Below are 15,760 nucleotides of genomic sequence, written 5' to 3' on the forward strand. Positions count from 1 at the left end.
ACTATTGTTTAGTATAGATGCCAGCCGTATGGATACCATAGAGTGAGGTGAAATCATGGATAACCTATGTCCCCGTTTTGAAAAAGCCATGGGTCTCTTAAGTACTCGCTGGGTCGGTCTTATTTTATTCGATCTGCTGAAAGGCACCAAGCGATTCTCCGAGATGGAGGCAGATCTTCCCATCAGTGGGCGTTTGCTCTCCGATCGGCTGAAGATGCTGGAAAAAGAAGGGATTGTGGAACGGACCATCTATTCTGAGTTCCCTGTCCGCATCGAATATTCCCTATCTGATAAAGGAAGGGCTTTGGAACCTGTCATCAGAGACATTCAGGATTGGGCCGAAGCTCATATTACACAGGAAGAAGTGCAATCGGACGAACAAAATGTCTAATACAAGGATGGCTGTCATGCAGCCTCTTTTTTATGCCTTTTAAGAAGCAAGAAGCCGGAAAGCTCGTGACTAGAGAGCTTTACGGCTTTTTTGCCCTTATTCTATATCTTTTTCACCGGAATGTTCACGCCCCCAGTACACGATACCCTCCTGGTTTTCGAGAATATCTCGGTAGAAAACAGGGTCCTTCCCTGCTTTCCGTTGACGGCGGTAGTCTTCCAACACCGGTTTGACAATCCGGAACAGTCGGGTGATGGCATACAGGTTGATCAATGCCATGATGGCCATTGTCAGATCTGCCAGTGCCCAGACGAGGTCGAATGTCGCTATCGCTCCGAACACCACCATGAGAAGAACGGCAATACGATAGATGAATAGGGCAAGACTGGATTGACGGACATAGGCAATATTGCTTTCCCCGTAATAATAGTTCCCTAAAATAGAGCTGTAGGCAAACAGGAAAATGGCAAAAGCGATAAAACCACCGGCCCAGTCACCGAGGTGAATATTAAATGCACTCTGTGTCAGCTGGATTCCATCTGCTTCACTGCCGGCATATCCTCCCGCTGCAATAATAATGAAGGCTGTGGCACTGCAGATGAGGATGGTATCAAAGAATACACCCAATGCCTGGATAAGCCCCTGCTTGACCGGGTGGGACACTTCGGCAGTAGCAGCTGCATTCGGGGCACTCCCCATCCCAGCTTCGTTGGAGAACAAGCCACGCTTGATCCCCATCATGATGGCTGCTCCAAAACCTCCGCCAGCCACTTCCCTGATACCGAATGCGTTGGCAACAATCAGGGAGATCATCTCCGGCACTTGCGTAATATTGACCAGCAATACTAACAGAGCTATACCGATATAGAGAATGGCAACTACCGGAATGATGATTTGGGTGACATTCGCAATGCTCCGAAGGCCGCCGAATATGACCACTGCTGTAAGTACCACCAAGATGGCCGCTATCAGTCCAGCATCTACATCATACTGTCCGGCAAATGCCAGGCTGATGGTATTGGATTGTACAGAATTAAAGACAAGTCCATAGGTGAATGTAATGGTAATGGCAAAGATGACCGCAAGCACGCGGTTGTTCAGACCTTTCTCCATATAGTAGGCAGGTCCGCCGCGGTACTGGGTCCTCTCTGGCACCTTATACACCTGTGCCAACGTACTTTCCACAAAACCCGAAGCCGCTCCGAGCAAGGCAATCAGCCACATCCAGAAGACAGCGCCCGGTCCTCCAAGCGCTACCGCTGATGCGACACCTGCCAGGTTGCCCGTACCTACTCTGGAAGCGGCACTGATGGCGAATGCCTGGAAGGAAGAAGTCCCCTTCTTTCCCGATGCCTGGATCATCCGTTTGTCGAAGACTACCTTGAGCATGTCCGGAAAGTTGCGAAACTGCACAAAGCCTGTCCGAATTGTAAAATATAAACCTAAACCTATTAATGCGATAATCAGTACACCCGACCAGAGAAAATCATTGGCCGTGCTGATGATCGATTCGATGAAAGCCATGACGTTTATTTCCCCTCTCATGTTAGTACATAATTTAAACTTACCTTCCCTTGCCAACCTCTGTTGGTCGGCACGCACCAGAAGGGTGGGAATTCCTCACCTCTTCCTGGAATAGACCTTTTCTTTATGTCCTGTCCCACGGGAATGCTGTACCAAATTCAGCAGCGAACTGCTTGGACTGTTTTCGGCGTTCTTTCCTTTGTTGTGCCCGGACGGATGCTTCCGCATGAAGCTTCTTCTCCATCTCTGTTTCCGGATAGACATCCGGTACAGATACCGGCCGGCCATCATCGTCCACTGCAACGAACGTCAAAAATGCCGTGGTGCATACTTTGCGTTCCCCTGAAAGAAGATCCTCTGTCACTGCTTTCACAAATACTTCCATGGACGTTTGATGGGTCCATGTAACGAAGGCCTCTAGACAGATGGAATGCCCCAAGTTGACCGGCGCCAGAAAATCGACGGAATCGGTCGAAGCGGTGACCACTGGGTTTCTCGCATGCCGGACTGCGGCAATCGCTGCCACGTCATCAATATGTGCCATCAGCTTCCCACCGAACAAGGTACCGAAGTTGTTCGTATCTGGCGGCAGCACATGGGATGTTTTCACTACAAATGATTCTCTGCAAGGTTTTCTCTTCATCTATTCATTCCTCCACATTCAAATCTGGTCTTACCTAAAGTACAGGGGAAAGCAGGCGGGATACAGACTCTTTGAACCGTATCCCCAACGACCGCTTCTCATACAATTTCTTCGTCATCTGTGTGGACAGCCTGATATCCTCTTCAAAAGATTCCAGCAGACGGGAGGTGATATTTTTATCATAGAGAAAAGCATTCACCTCGAAATTCAGCCGGAAGCTCCTCACATCAATGTTCGCCGTCCCTACAGAAGCTATGTTGCCATCAACAATAATTGTCTTCGCATGGAGAAACCCATTCTGGTATATATATATATCGGCTCCTGCCTGCAACAGGTCTCCACTATGGGATAAGGTCGCCCAATAGACAAATGGATGATCCGGCTTGTTCGGAATCATGATTTTCACATCCACGCCGGACAGTACCGCAATCCGAAGTGCATCCCGCAGGCTTTCATCCGGAATGAAGTAAGGGGTTTGGATGTAAATATACTTCTTCGCGGAGAGAATCATTTTGATATAGCCATTTTTGATCTGCTCCCAATCGGAATCCGGTCCACTCGAAACAATCTGGGCCCCCACATCCCCGCTGGGCGAGGTATTATAGTAACGATCCTCATAGAGGATGTCATGGCGGGAAGCCTGGTTCCAGTCCAAAATGAATCTTGTCTGCATATTCTGTACCGCATCACCGGTCAGTCGAAGATGGGTATCCCGCCAATAGCCGAACTTGCGATCGTAGCCAAGATACTCATCACCAATATTGAATCCACCGATATAGCCGACTTTCCCATCGATGATCGTCAACTTCCGGTGGTTTCTGTAATTGATCTTCAGGTTGACATTGAACATGGAGGGGAAAAATGACTCCACTTCCACTCCGGCTGCCTTCAAACGCTTTATGTATTTCCTTTTCAATAGGCGGGACCCCATATCATCATAGAGCAGTCGAACCTGGACGCCTTCATTGGCTTTTTTGATCAGCACTTCCGCAATCCGGTTGCCGAGCCCGTCATTACGCAGAATATAATATTGCAGATGAATATGATCCTTTGCGCTCTCCAAATCCTGGATCAGGGCCGCGAACTTTTTCTCCCCGTCTGTATACACATCCACCGCATTATTCTGTGTGAAAATAGCATCATCATTCCGTAAATGAAGGTATACGAGCGATTTGTATTCTTCAATCTCGGGATGGGTAAACTCCAAGCTTCCATCTTCCAGGGAACGAAGCTGAGCCTGTACGGCAGTTTTCACACCCAGTCTGCTCTTCGTGTCCCAAGAGAAGATCTGTCGGTTGGAAATCGGCTTTCCGAAGATAAGATACAAAAAGAAGCCCGCAATGGGGATAAACATCAGTACCATCAGCCAGGCCCACGCAGACGTTGCGTCTTTCCGTTCCAGAAATACGATGGAGGCAGCCAGGCCGATATTTAGAAAGATAATAAGTCCTAACAGAATCGTTATGATTTCCATCGTCTATCCCCTCTCTCATCCATCTATCTTTCCCTCTTTAACTTTTCCTTATCTATATAATATAGCATAAACACCATGAAACATTATATGAAGGAAAACAGAATATGGAACGTTACCCCCATTTCCTTTATGGAAAACATTCACATAGGGAGAATCGAGAAGTGCCTTGCCAATTGCTATGTGTGAGTGATGAGGTAAACAATGAGAGTGTTCCTAACATCGCCCTCTCTGTTGGAAAATGAGTATGAAAAGCTGCTTAGTAAGCCGTAATTGTACTTCTCACACCGCTGCGGAAACTCCCCTTCGCTGGTCTAATTGTTACAATTTCAATGATGCTAGTTGCTTTATGAACTGAAACAGTCGAAGCTTCTCACATTTATGAATCGTCTACAATTTTTTGTGAGATACTCCATTAAGTTTTTCAGAATTCATAGCCACTCAAAAACCGGAAAACTACACCAAGCGAAGACAAAATACGCAGACTCCTGTGGGAACAGCACGAGTCTGAAGGCCCCGGAAGAAGTGCTTTTCTTCTGAGGAGACTGAAGCCGTGCCCACGGAAAGCGAAGTATTTTGTCGCAGCGGTAGCAGTTGAACCCTATAAGCATCCATCTATTCATTTAACGATTAATGGCCTGCATGAAAAAACCACTCCAGGTCAACAGAAAGCATCCAATTTTATTTCGAGATAACTGGGCCAAACGCCCTTCCTTCTTCAGCAGTCCTGACATCTACTGTACTACAGCCTACTATGCAGGAGATGATTACATGCGGCTTCAGAAGTTTGTGGACCGTTTGCCCATCATGGATACATTAAAGCCCAGAAGGAAAGACGAAAAAAGCACGTATTATGAAGTAGAGTTAAAGGAAGTCCGCCAAAAATTGCACCGGGATCTGCGGCCAACCAGATTATGGGGCTATAATGGAAGTTTCCCAGGGCCTACCATTGAAGCGGAGGAAGGCGAAAATATCCAGGTGAAGTGGATGAACAAACTTCCCGACCGTCACATTCTCCCCATCGACCGCTCCATCCATAACGTAGCCCATCAACCGGAAGTCCGGACAGTCACCCACCTACATGGCAGTGTCACAGAACCTGAAAGTGACGGCTATCCAGAGGCATGGTTTACTCGGGATTTTCGTCAGGTGGGACCTGCTTTTGAAAAGGAGGTCTATGAATACCCGAATATCCAGCGGGCCACGACCCTTTGGTATCATGACCACGCCATGGGAATCACTAGACTGAATGTGTATGCCGGCCTGGTCGGCATGTACTTGATCAGAGGCAAGAGAGAAAAAGCAATGGATCTGCCAACAGGGAAGTATGAAGTCCCATTGGTGATCACGGACCGCTCTTTTGAGGAAGACGGGTCCCTTTCCTACCCGACACAGCCGGATGACGCAGGAGAGAATCTGCCGAACCCCTCTATAGTACCAGCCTTCAACGGTGACACTATTCTTGTGAACGGCAAGGTTTGGCCCTACCAGGAGGTGGAACCGCGGAAATACCGCTTCCGCATTCTGAACGCATCCAATACACGCACCTACCGCCTCTCTCTAGATTCAGGACAGCCGATCTATCAAATCGGTTCAGATGGCGGCCTGCTGAGCAAGACCATCAAACAGGAAGAACTGGCCATCGCTCCCGCTGAACGGATGGATGTCATTATTGATTTTAGCAAGCATAAGGATAGCCGGATTGTTCTAAAAAATGACCTGGGTCCGGATGCCGCCCCGGAGGATGAAACCGACGAGGTCATGGAATGGAGGGTGAATCTTCCGCTTTCCGGAAAAGATGACAGCAGGATTCCAGCTTACCTTTCCACCATCCCTTCTTTGAGGAAAAATAATATACGGACTATCCGAAATCTGTCACTGTCCGGTTCTGAAGATGAATACGGTCGGCCATTGCTTCTGCTGGACGGCCGGATGTGGGATGACCCGATCACGGAAAAACCTGGTCTAGGTGATACAGAAATATGGGCAATCAGAAACTTGACCAATTTTCCGCATCCTATCCATATCCACCTCGTCCAGTTCCAGGTGATTGACCGACAACCTTTCGACCTTGAATTATACAATGAGGATGGCCGGCTATTGTTTACAGGTCCGCCTGTTGCTCCAGAACAGAATGAGCTCGGGTGGAAGGATACGATATCGGCACCTTCCGGACAGATCACCCGTGTTATTGCCAAGTTTGAACCGTTTACCGGTGATTATGTATGGCATTGCCATATTCTCGAGCATGAGGATTATGACATGATGCGGCCGTTCACCGTCCGTCGTCCGAAAGAGTGACAGAGAAATGCCTGGCCAGCTATCTGGTCAGGCATCATCTATTTTATAGAGATAATCAGAGCTGGTTCAGCGCTTGTTCTAGATCCTCCCATATGTCCTCCCAATGTTCCAAACCGACAGACAGACGGAGCAGCTGATCACTGATCCCCATCTCTTTCCGGGATGCTTCCGGTACCACTGCATGTGTCATGGTTGCCGGATGCTGGATCAATGTCTCTGCATCACCTAGACTGACAGCAATCTGGATGAACTCAAGATGATTGAGCAGTTGCTGTGCATCCTCCTTGGTTCCTTCAATCTCGAAGGAAATGAGCCCACCGCCACGTTTCATCTGCTTTTCTTTGATCCGGTGATACGGATGGCTCTCATCTCCCGGATAATAGATATGCCTGATCTTGGGATGATGTTTGAGCGAAGCGAACACTTTCTCCGCATTGTCACAATGACGGTCCAGCCGAATCGGGAGTGTTTTCAACCCACGGAGCAGCAGCCATGCGTCAAATGGGGACAATATACCACCCATATCCTTCTGTGTCGTCATTGCCATATGATCGAGGAACTCTTTTTTCCCTGCAACAAGCCCCGCAATCACATCACCATGACCGCCGATATATTTTGTCGCACTATGGACCACTACATCACAGCCAAGTTCCAATGGACGCTGCAGATAGGGGGAGGAAAAGGTATTATCAACAATCACAGGGATGTCATACTCGCCCGCCACCTCCGCAACCATCTGTAAATCGATCAGTTTCATCGTCGGGTTGATCGGTGTTTCCACATACACCGCCACTGTCTCCGGACGGATCTGCGAGCGAATCTGTTCCTTGCTTTCCATTGCGGAAAAATCATGCTGTATCTTGTATTTTTCCTTCAGCATGGTCAGCAGGCCGAATGTGCAGCCATAAAGTCCCTGGGAACAAAGTATATGATCTCCTGTTTTCGTGAGTGATACCAACACGGCAGAGACCGCTGCCATCCCTGAGGAGAAGGCCAGTCCCCGTTCCGCTTTTTCAAGTGCGGCAATCCTCTCCTCCAGCACAGTTACCGTGGGGTTGCCAAGCCGCGAATATACATATCCTTCTTCCTCACCCGAAAAACGCCTCTCCCCCTGCTCCGATGTATCGAACGTATAAGTGGATGTCTGGAACAGGGGAACCGCCAAACTGCCGAGCATTTTCTTGGAATCATACCCTTTATGAACCACTTCCGTCTCGAACCTGTTCGTTTTATCTCCCATCATCAAACCTCCTGGCTCATAGTGGAAAAGCTTGCTTACTTCCATTCTATGATGGGCAAATGGATTTTGAAAGCGTTTTCCAGATATTCTTTTAGGCTTAGTATTGCTTTTCTCTACGTTTCCTCCTAAACTTGTCTTATTTGCACGCCATTTGATTTCGAATACTAACCCCCTCGTACTGGGTTGGGACTTATTATAGAAAGGAGAAAACATATCATGAAAGATAATCAGGCAACAATCGGCATCCTGTACGCCTTGGGAGCTTATTTTCTATGGGGATTCCTGCCCATGTACTGGAAGTTGGCGGATCACGTGCCTGCCGGCCAGGTACTTGCCCACCGCATCATCTGGGCCTTCGCCTTCATGGTTGTCATTATTTTACTAACAGGAAAACAGCAGGCCATTCTTCACGAGACAAAGGAAGTCATCCGAAACAAACGGAGATTCTGGGGAATTGCTCTTGCCTCCATTCTCATCAGCCTCAACTGGCTGACGTTTATCTGGGCCGTGAACAGTGACCATGTGATCCAGGCTAGTCTCGGTTATTATATCAACCCGCTCGTCAGCATTTTGCTTGGCGCCATCGTTTTGAAAGAGAGATTCAACGGCAGCCAGATTGTTTCTTTCATTCTCGCAGCATGTGGAGTAGTCTATCTAACCATCAGCTATGGTGTCTTTCCATGGGTCTCCCTGATTCTCGCTTTCTCCTTTGCCTTTTATGGGCTATTGAAGAAAATAGTTCAGGTCAGCACGATGACCGGCCTGACCATTGAAACGCTAATGGTCACCCCCATCGCTCTGATCTATCTATCTGCCATTCCGGCCAATTCGTTCACATGGGCAGCACCACTGTCCACAACTAACCTGATCTTGGCCGGCAGTGGCGCCGCTACTGCCATCCCATTGCTGATGTTCGCCAGCGGAGCCAAACAAATTCCGCTGGCCATGGTAGGATTTCTACAGTACATCGCACCGACCATCATGCTGTTGTTGGGAGTTTTCCTCTATCAGGAACCATTTACCCAGGCACATCTCGTAGCCTTTGTCCTGATCTGGACGGCACTGATCATTTATATGGCTTCCACCTATAGAAGAAGCATCCAGACCCAAAAGTCCTTGAAAAAGACCTCGGCAGGAGAGCAGGCAAACTGACTGCCTCCTGCCGATTCTCTCGCTCTTCCGCCGATATCTCGCTCCTCCTGCCGATTCCCTCGCTCTCCCGCCGATATCCCGCTCCTCCTGTCGATTCCCTCGTTCTCCAGCGGATATCTCGCTCCTCCTGCTGATTCCCTCACTCTTCCGCCGATATCTCGCTCCTCCTGCCGATTCCCTCACTCTCCCGCCGATATCTCGCTCCTCCTGCCGATTCCCTCGCTCTCCCGCGGATAACCCGTGCCTCCTGCTGATTCCCTCACTCTCCCGCCGATATCTCGCTCCTCCTGCTGATCCCCTCACTCTACAGCGGATATCTCGCTCCTTCTGCTGATCCCCCCCACTCTCCCGCGGATTTCACACTCCTCCTGCCGATTCCCGCACTCCTCTCGCCGATATTCCATGCACTCCTCCCATACGTCAAATTTTCTAAATCTATTGACAGTTACAGGCACAAAAGCCTATAATGTTTAGTAATTTAGTAAAGATTAATCTCTTATCAAGAGCGGTGGAGGGAATAGGCCCTGTGAAACCCGGCAACCACGAGCGAGAGACACTCGCTATTAAAGGTGCTACATCCTACAGATCCATACCCGATCGATCTGGAAGATAAGAGGAGGACGGTTGATAACCAATCCCTCTTCTTAGGAAGAGGGCTTTTTTATATCCCTTCCCCATCTCCAGGAGCGGTGTGAAATATCTCATCAAAAAACCAAGGAGGAATTACCCATGTCTCAATTTCAATCGTTCAACCCCGAAACTGTTTTGCTTCACGGAGGACAGCAGCCAGATCCGACCACCGGATCCCGTGCAGTGCCAATCTATCAGACTACTTCCTATGTTTTCCGTGATACCGAACATGCCCAGAATCTCTTCGGCTTGGCTGAGCCCGGCAATATCTACAGCCGGATCATGAACCCTACCGTCGATGCCTTCGAACAGCGGATGGCCCAGCTCGAGGATGGCGTCGGTGCGGTGGCAACCTCATCCGGCATGGCCGCCATCACCCTATCCATTCTCAACATCGCCAGTTCAGGGGATGAGATTGTTGCCGACAGCAATCTTTACGGCGGTACATACAACCTGTTTGCGAACACCCTTCCACGCTATGGGATTGATGTGAAATTCGTAGATGGAACTGACCCAGAGGCAATTCGTGCAGCCATCACAGACAAGACGAAAGCTGTCTTTGGAGAAATCATTACGAATCCGAGCCTGTACGTCTTTGATGTGGAGAAGGTAGCAGAAATTGCCCATGAATACCAGATTCCACTGATCATTGATAATACATTTGCCACCCCTTACGTCGCCAAGCCGCTGACATGGGGCGCCGACATTGTCGTCCACTCGGCAACGAAGTGGATTGGCGGCCATGGAACGACCATCGGCGGTGTGGTAGTCGACGGCGGACGGTTCAACTGGGACAATGAACGGTTCCCTGGTTTCACCGAACCTGACGAAAGCTATGCCGGCTTGCAATATAAGGACCTGGGCCCTGCAGCATTCATCACCAAACTCCGTGTCCAGCTTTTGAGGGATATCGGCGCATCGTTAAGCCCACAGAATGCTTTCCTCCTTCTGCAAGGCTTGGAAACATTGCATCTGCGCGTAGAGCGACACGCTAAAAATGCAGAAAAAGTTGCCTCCTACTTGGAGAAGCACCCAGCAGTAGAATGGGTCAGCTTCCCGGGGCTGGACAGCCACCCATCACATGAGCTTGCCAAAAAGTACTTTGCGTTCGGCTATGGGTCGGTGATCACCTTTGGTATCCAAGGTGGGCGTGAGGCAGGAAGGACTCTCATTGACAATGTCAACTTATGGTCCCATGTGGCCAATGTAGGGGATGCCAAATCACTCATCATCCACCCTGCTTCCACTACCCACCAGCAGCTGAAAGCGGAGGACCTTCAGAAAAGTGGAGTGAAAGAAGAACTGGTACGCCTCTCCGTAGGCATCGAATCGCCACAGGACATTCTGGCAGACCTGGACCAGGCTATTGCCAAAGCAACTGGAGAAACAGGAGGATATGAGCCTAAAGAACAAGATGCCGTACAGTGGCTTCTTTCTTCTCCTTTCGACCGGAGCGGTGAAGGGGTACGCAAGAAAGTGATTGCTGCCACGGATGACACATCATCCGGCAGTAAGCTGGAACAGTTGGGCTTTGATGTGAGAAAGATCAACGACAAAACTGACCTATCGGAGGATCTCGAAGCGGTCGATGCCATTCTGGCTGGTGGAGACCAACTTCCTCAGGCCGTCATCGAACAGCTCATCCATACACAAGGAAAAGTTCTATGGGTCGAAAATCCGGTGGATGCTGCTGGTACACTGGAAAATGCCGAAGCTTCCGGGATCACGGTCGTAACGAATAAAAATGCATATGAAGAGGCCGTACAGCTGAGGAATAACCGTTCTTCACGAGAATCTGTGAACGTTTAAATAGGAAATGAAGGCAGCGGAAAGAGTTTTTTGCCATGCCGAATCAGCAGGGGAATCAGCCGCTACAGCGGTCCATCCCCTGCTTTTTCATGCGTTTCTTCAGTCTTTGACACTTCCCATTCATGTTTAAATTCCATGGATCCGGGAAAAAATACAAGGTAACCCATGACATCCGCCTTCCTGTAAGGCGTTTTTTTATTTACTTAAATCGCATAGGTTTTGCTTTATACTTGTATTATAATAATAGAAAGATATATTTTGCACGAGCATAGGTGTGGTTATGTTGAGGAGAAAGTCGATGGTTTATACCATAATTGCAATACTTTTAATGGCAGCTGTCGTGTCATGGGTCGTGGCTTCTCAGAAGTCCCCCTTTGAAAATGTAGAAATCCAAATCCCTGAGGAAGAGGAGTCTCCGCCTCCTGAAGAACAACCCGAAGAGCACCCTGCTATGGAGGAGGAAGCAGAACCAGTTGAAGAAGAAGCAGTAGAAGAGGGCCGGCCAAGTCCCGAACAAGACCAGCTTTCCATCAGGGTCAAGGAAGAGATCCAAAGGGCCATACACTCTCTTTCCCCTCGCAGCAGGCATATCACGGCTGTAGGCGATTCCCTCACACAAGGTGTGGGAGCATCTCAGGAAGAGGGAGGATATGTCGGCATATTGGATCGCGCCGTCAATAACCGGATTCCATTGGTGGCTTTTGACAATTATGGGAAGAGGGGAAATCGTTCCGACCAGTTATTGAAGCGGCTGGAAAAGCCGGAAATCACCAAGTCCATTGCCAAATCCGACATCGTTCTGATCACCATAGGAGCCAACGATATTATGAAAGTCGCCAAAGAGAATTTCACCAATCTTCAAATGGAGACCTTCAATCAAGAACTCAGGAGCTATGAACACAGGCTGGAAGACATCATTGAAACCGTCAAGGAAACCAATCCGGATTCCGAAATATTTTTAATCGGTTTCTATAATCCATTTGAAGCCTATTTCCAGAATGTAAAAGAACTGGACATGATTGTACAAAACTGGAATACCAGCGGACAGGAGATTGTGGAAGAGGAAGGCGGGGTATTCATCCCGATTGCCGACCTATTCAAGGATGCTGACGTCCACCTGTTCGCCGATGATAACTTCCATCCGAATGATCTTGGCTACCAGCGAATTGCCAAGCGGGTACTGGAATATATTACGAATGAAGAAGAGGAATGAACGCCATGGCCTCAAGAGGAGAGAGGAACGTGAATAAGGGGAGGTACAAGAAGTTGTTTTATGGGCTGTTACTGTTCAATGTCCTGGTGGTGCTAGTCATCATATCTCTGGTCTTTTGGCCGGCGGCAGAGGGACCGCCGCGTCCCAGTCAGGAACGGCCCGCGGTGGAGAGCTCCGAGTTCACCATCCGTACCACTAAACAAAACCTGAATGAGCTGGTCAATGGTTACCTGGACCAGGCATTGAAGGGGTCCAGGCATCAATACCATATTTCTTTGGAAGAAGATGTCCACTTGATTGGGGAACTCCCAGTTTTCTCTACCACGGTCCCCCTATCTGTGCACTTTGAACCGATCGTGCAGGACAATGGCGACTTGGTCCTTAAACTGACCTCCATATCACTGGGACTGCTGGAACTTCCAAATCAACGGATTATGGGGTATATGGACGACCACCTGCCAATGCCAAGTTGGGTGACCGTGAGACCGAAGCAAGAGGAAATCTATATAGCCGTGACAGAAATGAACCTACGAAGCAACTTCCAAGTCGAAGTGGAACATATCGACCTGGAAGCAAATCATTTATCCTTTAAGCTCCATGTCCCTTACCGCTCGCTGGGTATCGATATGATGGAGCCGTAAAGACGACGGGAGAAAGAGCCGTTTCCTATTGGACCGGCTCTTTCTTCGTTCATCGGCAGACAAAACCCTTCACCTTTTCCGATAGGGAAAAAAACAATGATTGCTTTACCGTCGTTTGCTCCGCTACAAGTTTATGACAGGTCTTTTCCACTTGGGTCTGATAGTCATCAAGCTTACCGTGATAGATCAGCTTCATCCCCTGCAGCTTGCGGATATCCGCCGGCGTTGTAAAACAAGCAGGCTTCTCCAGACAAACCCTTTCCAGGCCATTCAACAATGTTGCCACGAATTGTGAACAGAAAAAGGCATGCGGTCGTTTCCATTCCACTCGCAGCACCACTCCAAAAAGTCCGAGAAAGTTATATTTATAGCTGTCTTCATTCGTTATGAAGATGGATAATTCCTCCATGATTCGTTCGTACTCACTCTCTGTCATAGGATAGGCATAAAGAGCACAATCTGCCTGTTTGAGCAGATGATTGCCGACATCCTCCCTTACGAATCCCGCCCGGAAAGGGTTATCCGGCTGTTTTCTGCCGAAACTATAAACTTCCTTCAACCCTGGATCCACTGCAATGGATACATGGTTCAAGGTAGTTTTTGTATAATAGTTGATCAATCGATTGAGCCACGTTCCCGTATCTGTAAACAAAAAATAAATCATTTTCTCCCCCATGCATACTCCCCCTCCCGCCAGTAGCGGAATTCCGTCATCTTATCCCCCCAGTTATCCTTTCCAACACACAGGATATCCTCCGTTTCCCACAAAATTTTCTTCCCAACAGGCCCCGCCATATTGACTAAACACCTTAAATACCGTAAGCTTACGGTGATGCCTTTTATCATAATTAAACAATCACGAATAATATAGATGAACTGCAACATAGGTACGTTTTTTATATCCAAGTATTGTGCACGAAGCTTGGCGGATGCCAAGTTTTTTCTAATAAGGAGGAAATTATATTATATGATCAATGTACAGGACGTAAGCTTGCGTTATGGCGACAAGAAACTATTTGAAGACGTCAATATAAAGTTCACCCCAGGTAACTGCTATGGCCTCATCGGGGCAAATGGTGCCGGGAAATCCACGTTTTTAAAGGTCCTTTCCGGTGAAGTGGAGCCGCAATCCGGGCATGTATCCATGTCACCCGGCGAGCGCCTTGCTATGTTGAAGCAGGATCACTATGCCTATGAAGAAAATGCCGTACTGGAAACGGTACTCATGGGCCATGAAAAGCTCTATGCGGTCAAACAAGAGAAAGACGCCATCTATATGAAAGCCGATTTCTCTGAAGAAGACGGCATCCGTGCTGCTGAATTAGAAGGGGAATTTGCGGAAATGAACGGTTGGGAAGCTGAATCAGATGCCGCTGTTTTGCTGTCAGGTCTCGGAGTGAGCGAAGACCTCCACACCAAACAGATGGGTGAACTGTCAGAGTCCCAGAAGGTGAAAGTCCTGTTGGCACAGGCCCTGTTCGGTAATCCGGATATCTTGCTGCTTGATGAGCCGACAAACGGTCTGGACATCAAAGCAATTCAATGGTTGGAAGAGTTTCTGATCAATTTTGAAAACACCGTCATCGTCGTTTCCCATGACAGACACTTTTTAAATAAGGTATGCACCCATATAGCGGATGTTGACTATGGCAAGATTGAAATTTACATCGGGAACTATGATTTTTGGTATGAATCCAGCCAGCTCGCCAAAAAGATGGCACAGGAAGCAAATAAGAAAAAAGAAGAGAAGATGAAAGAGCTGCAGAATTTCATTGCCAGATTCAGTGCCAATGCTTCTAAATCCAAACAGGCTACGTCCCGGAAGAAGATGCTCGACAATATCACACTGGATGACATCAAACCATCATCCCGGAAATACCCATATATTGCCTTCAGTCCAGAACGCGAGATCGGTAATGACCTTCTGCGTGTCGAAGGCCTGACCAAATCCATTAACGGCAAAAAAGTCCTGGATAATGTCAGCTTTACACTCAACAAGGACGATAAAGTAGCATTCATCGGTAAAAACGATATTGCCAAAACTACCTTGTTCAAAATTCTGATGGGCGAAATGGAGCCGGATGCCGGTAGCTATAAGTGGGGTGTGACCACTTCCCAATCTTATTTCCCTAAGGACAACGCAGAGTATTTTGAAGGCAATGAGCCGACATTGGTGGAATGGCTGCGCCAGTATTCTCCAGAAGATGAAACAGAAACCTTCCTTCGCGGATTCCTTGGAAGAATGCTCTTCTCCGGCGAAGAAGCACTCAAGAAGCCGAATGTCCTGTCCGGTGGGGAAAAAGTACGCTGCATGTTGTCGAAGATGATGCTCTCCAATGCCAATGTGCTGTTGCTGGATGAACCGACAAACCATTTGGATCTGGAATCAATCCAGTCATTGAACAATGGCTTGGCGAAGTTCAAAGGGTCCATCCTGTTCACTTCCCATGACCATCAATTCGTCAACACGATCGCCAACCGCCTGATCGAGATCACTCCATCCGGCATTGTCGACAAAGAAATGTCCTATGACGAATATGTTCAAGACGATCAACTACAGAAGAAAATCAGCGAAATGTATACAGCAGTTTAAATACACGAAAAAGGGCTTAGAGAACATTCTCTAAGCCCTCAGCTTGTAGAGAAACCTCGTGTTTTTCTACAAGCTTTTTTTCTTACCTCCAGGAGCACAGACCATTCCCTTTCCGCGGACGAACGCCCGAGCCTCCTCGTGAAAACCCACAC

At 48.3% G+C, this 15,760-nt stretch carries 12 protein-coding genes and 1 riboswitch; of the genes, 7 read left to right on the top strand and 5 right to left on the bottom strand.

Annotation, left to right across the window (positions count from 1 at the left end; genetic code table 11):
- Positions 1 to 55 precede the first annotated feature (55 nt).
- On the top strand, positions 56 to 391 hold the full coding sequence (locus ACFOGI_RS06500) for a winged helix-turn-helix transcriptional regulator (protein ID WP_390270234.1): 336 nt from the start codon (positions 56 to 58) through the stop codon (positions 389 to 391).
- A 96-nt stretch (positions 392 to 487) separates the two neighbouring features.
- Here the strand turns inward: ACFOGI_RS06500 and ACFOGI_RS06505 are convergent, their stop codons facing one another.
- The 3 genes from ACFOGI_RS06505 to cls all read right to left on the bottom strand — a co-directional run bounded on the left by ACFOGI_RS06505 (position 488) and on the right by cls (position 4,032).
- Positions 488 to 1,915 carry an alanine/glycine:cation symporter family protein gene (locus tag ACFOGI_RS06505; protein ID WP_390270237.1) on the bottom strand — a complete coding sequence of 476 codons (1,428 nt, stop codon included), beginning with the start codon at positions 1,913 to 1,915 and terminating at the stop codon, positions 488 to 490.
- A gap of 124 nt (positions 1,916 to 2,039) precedes the next feature.
- A complete protein-coding gene (locus ACFOGI_RS06510; RefSeq protein WP_390270240.1) occupies positions 2,040 to 2,558 on the bottom strand; it encodes an acyl-CoA thioesterase in 519 nt (172 codons plus the stop codon).
- Positions 2,559 to 2,592: 34 nt separating this feature from the next.
- Positions 2,593 to 4,032 carry a cardiolipin synthase gene (gene cls, locus ACFOGI_RS06515; protein ID WP_390270243.1) on the bottom strand — a complete coding sequence of 480 codons (1,440 nt, stop codon included), beginning with the start codon at positions 4,030 to 4,032 and terminating at the stop codon, positions 2,593 to 2,595.
- Between the two features lie 768 nt (positions 4,033 to 4,800).
- Between cls and ACFOGI_RS06520 the strand changes: the two genes are divergently transcribed.
- Positions 4,801 to 6,330, top strand: a complete 1,530-nt coding sequence (locus ACFOGI_RS06520) for a multicopper oxidase family protein (RefSeq protein WP_390270246.1) — start codon at positions 4,801 to 4,803, stop codon at positions 6,328 to 6,330.
- A 55-nt stretch (positions 6,331 to 6,385) separates the two neighbouring features.
- On the opposite strand, the gene megL is transcribed toward ACFOGI_RS06520, so the two are convergent.
- On the bottom strand, positions 6,386 to 7,570 hold the full coding sequence (gene megL / locus ACFOGI_RS06525; protein WP_390270249.1) for a methionine gamma-lyase: 1,185 nt from the start codon (positions 7,568 to 7,570) through the stop codon (positions 6,386 to 6,388).
- 216 nt (positions 7,571 to 7,786) lie between these two features.
- Between megL and rarD the strand changes: the two genes are divergently transcribed.
- From rarD to ACFOGI_RS06545, 4 genes are all read left to right on the top strand, one after another.
- Positions 7,787 to 8,722, top strand: coding sequence for an EamA family transporter RarD (gene rarD / locus ACFOGI_RS06530; RefSeq protein WP_390270252.1), 936 nt, complete (start codon positions 7,787 to 7,789; stop codon positions 8,720 to 8,722).
- Positions 8,723 to 9,215: 493 nt separating this feature from the next.
- A riboswitch (SAM riboswitch) is annotated at positions 9,216 to 9,338 on the top strand.
- 113 nt (positions 9,339 to 9,451) lie between these two features.
- Positions 9,452 to 11,161: an O-acetylhomoserine aminocarboxypropyltransferase/cysteine synthase family protein gene (locus ACFOGI_RS06535; RefSeq protein WP_390270255.1), complete on the top strand. Its 1,710-nt coding sequence runs from the start codon at positions 9,452 to 9,454 to the stop codon at positions 11,159 to 11,161.
- A 298-nt stretch (positions 11,162 to 11,459) separates the two neighbouring features.
- The gene (locus ACFOGI_RS06540; protein ID WP_390270257.1) at positions 11,460 to 12,374 is read left to right on the top strand and encodes an SGNH/GDSL hydrolase family protein; all 915 of its coding nucleotides are present in this window, start codon (positions 11,460 to 11,462) and stop codon (positions 12,372 to 12,374) included.
- Between the two features lie 29 nt (positions 12,375 to 12,403).
- On the top strand, positions 12,404 to 13,015 hold the full coding sequence (locus ACFOGI_RS06545) for a YpmS family protein (protein ID WP_390270260.1): 612 nt from the start codon (positions 12,404 to 12,406) through the stop codon (positions 13,013 to 13,015).
- Positions 13,016 to 13,064: 49 nt separating this feature from the next.
- Here ACFOGI_RS06545 and ACFOGI_RS06550 read toward each other — a convergent pair whose 3' ends face one another.
- Positions 13,065 to 13,691, bottom strand: a complete 627-nt coding sequence (locus ACFOGI_RS06550) for a hypothetical protein (RefSeq protein WP_390270263.1) — start codon at positions 13,689 to 13,691, stop codon at positions 13,065 to 13,067.
- Between the two features lie 291 nt (positions 13,692 to 13,982).
- Between ACFOGI_RS06550 and ACFOGI_RS06555 the strand changes: the two genes are divergently transcribed.
- The gene (locus tag ACFOGI_RS06555; protein ID WP_390270267.1) at positions 13,983 to 15,608 is read left to right on the top strand and encodes an ABC-F family ATP-binding cassette domain-containing protein; all 1,626 of its coding nucleotides are present in this window, start codon (positions 13,983 to 13,985) and stop codon (positions 15,606 to 15,608) included.
- Positions 15,609 to 15,760 lie beyond the last annotated feature (152 nt).

The organism is Virgibacillus xinjiangensis (assembly GCF_042643145.1).
GTDB lineage: Bacteria > Bacillota > Bacilli > Bacillales > Amphibacillaceae > Virgibacillus_O > Virgibacillus_O xinjiangensis.

Coding starts and splice junctions, on each gene's coding strand:
- ACFOGI_RS06500 (WP_390270234.1), top strand. CDS start 56: ATGGATAACCTATGTCCCCGTTTTGAAAAAGCCATGGGTCTCTTAAGT.
- ACFOGI_RS06505 (WP_390270237.1), bottom strand. CDS start 1,915: ATGGCTTTCATCGAATCGATCATCAGCACGGCCAATGATTTTCTCTGG.
- ACFOGI_RS06510 (WP_390270240.1), bottom strand. CDS start 2,558: ATGAAGAGAAAACCTTGCAGAGAATCATTTGTAGTGAAAACATCCCAT.
- cls (WP_390270243.1), bottom strand. CDS start 4,032: ATGGAAATCATAACGATTCTGTTAGGACTTATTATCTTTCTAAATATC.
- ACFOGI_RS06520 (WP_390270246.1), top strand. CDS start 4,801: ATGCGGCTTCAGAAGTTTGTGGACCGTTTGCCCATCATGGATACATTA.
- megL (WP_390270249.1), bottom strand. CDS start 7,570: ATGGGAGATAAAACGAACAGGTTCGAGACGGAAGTGGTTCATAAAGGG.
- rarD (WP_390270252.1), top strand. CDS start 7,787: ATGAAAGATAATCAGGCAACAATCGGCATCCTGTACGCCTTGGGAGCT.
- ACFOGI_RS06535 (WP_390270255.1), top strand. CDS start 9,452: ATGTCTCAATTTCAATCGTTCAACCCCGAAACTGTTTTGCTTCACGGA.
- ACFOGI_RS06540 (WP_390270257.1), top strand. CDS start 11,460: ATGGTTTATACCATAATTGCAATACTTTTAATGGCAGCTGTCGTGTCA.
- ACFOGI_RS06550 (WP_390270263.1), bottom strand. CDS start 13,691: ATGGGGGAGAAAATGATTTATTTTTTGTTTACAGATACGGGAACGTGG.
- ACFOGI_RS06555 (WP_390270267.1), top strand. CDS start 13,983: ATGATCAATGTACAGGACGTAAGCTTGCGTTATGGCGACAAGAAACTA.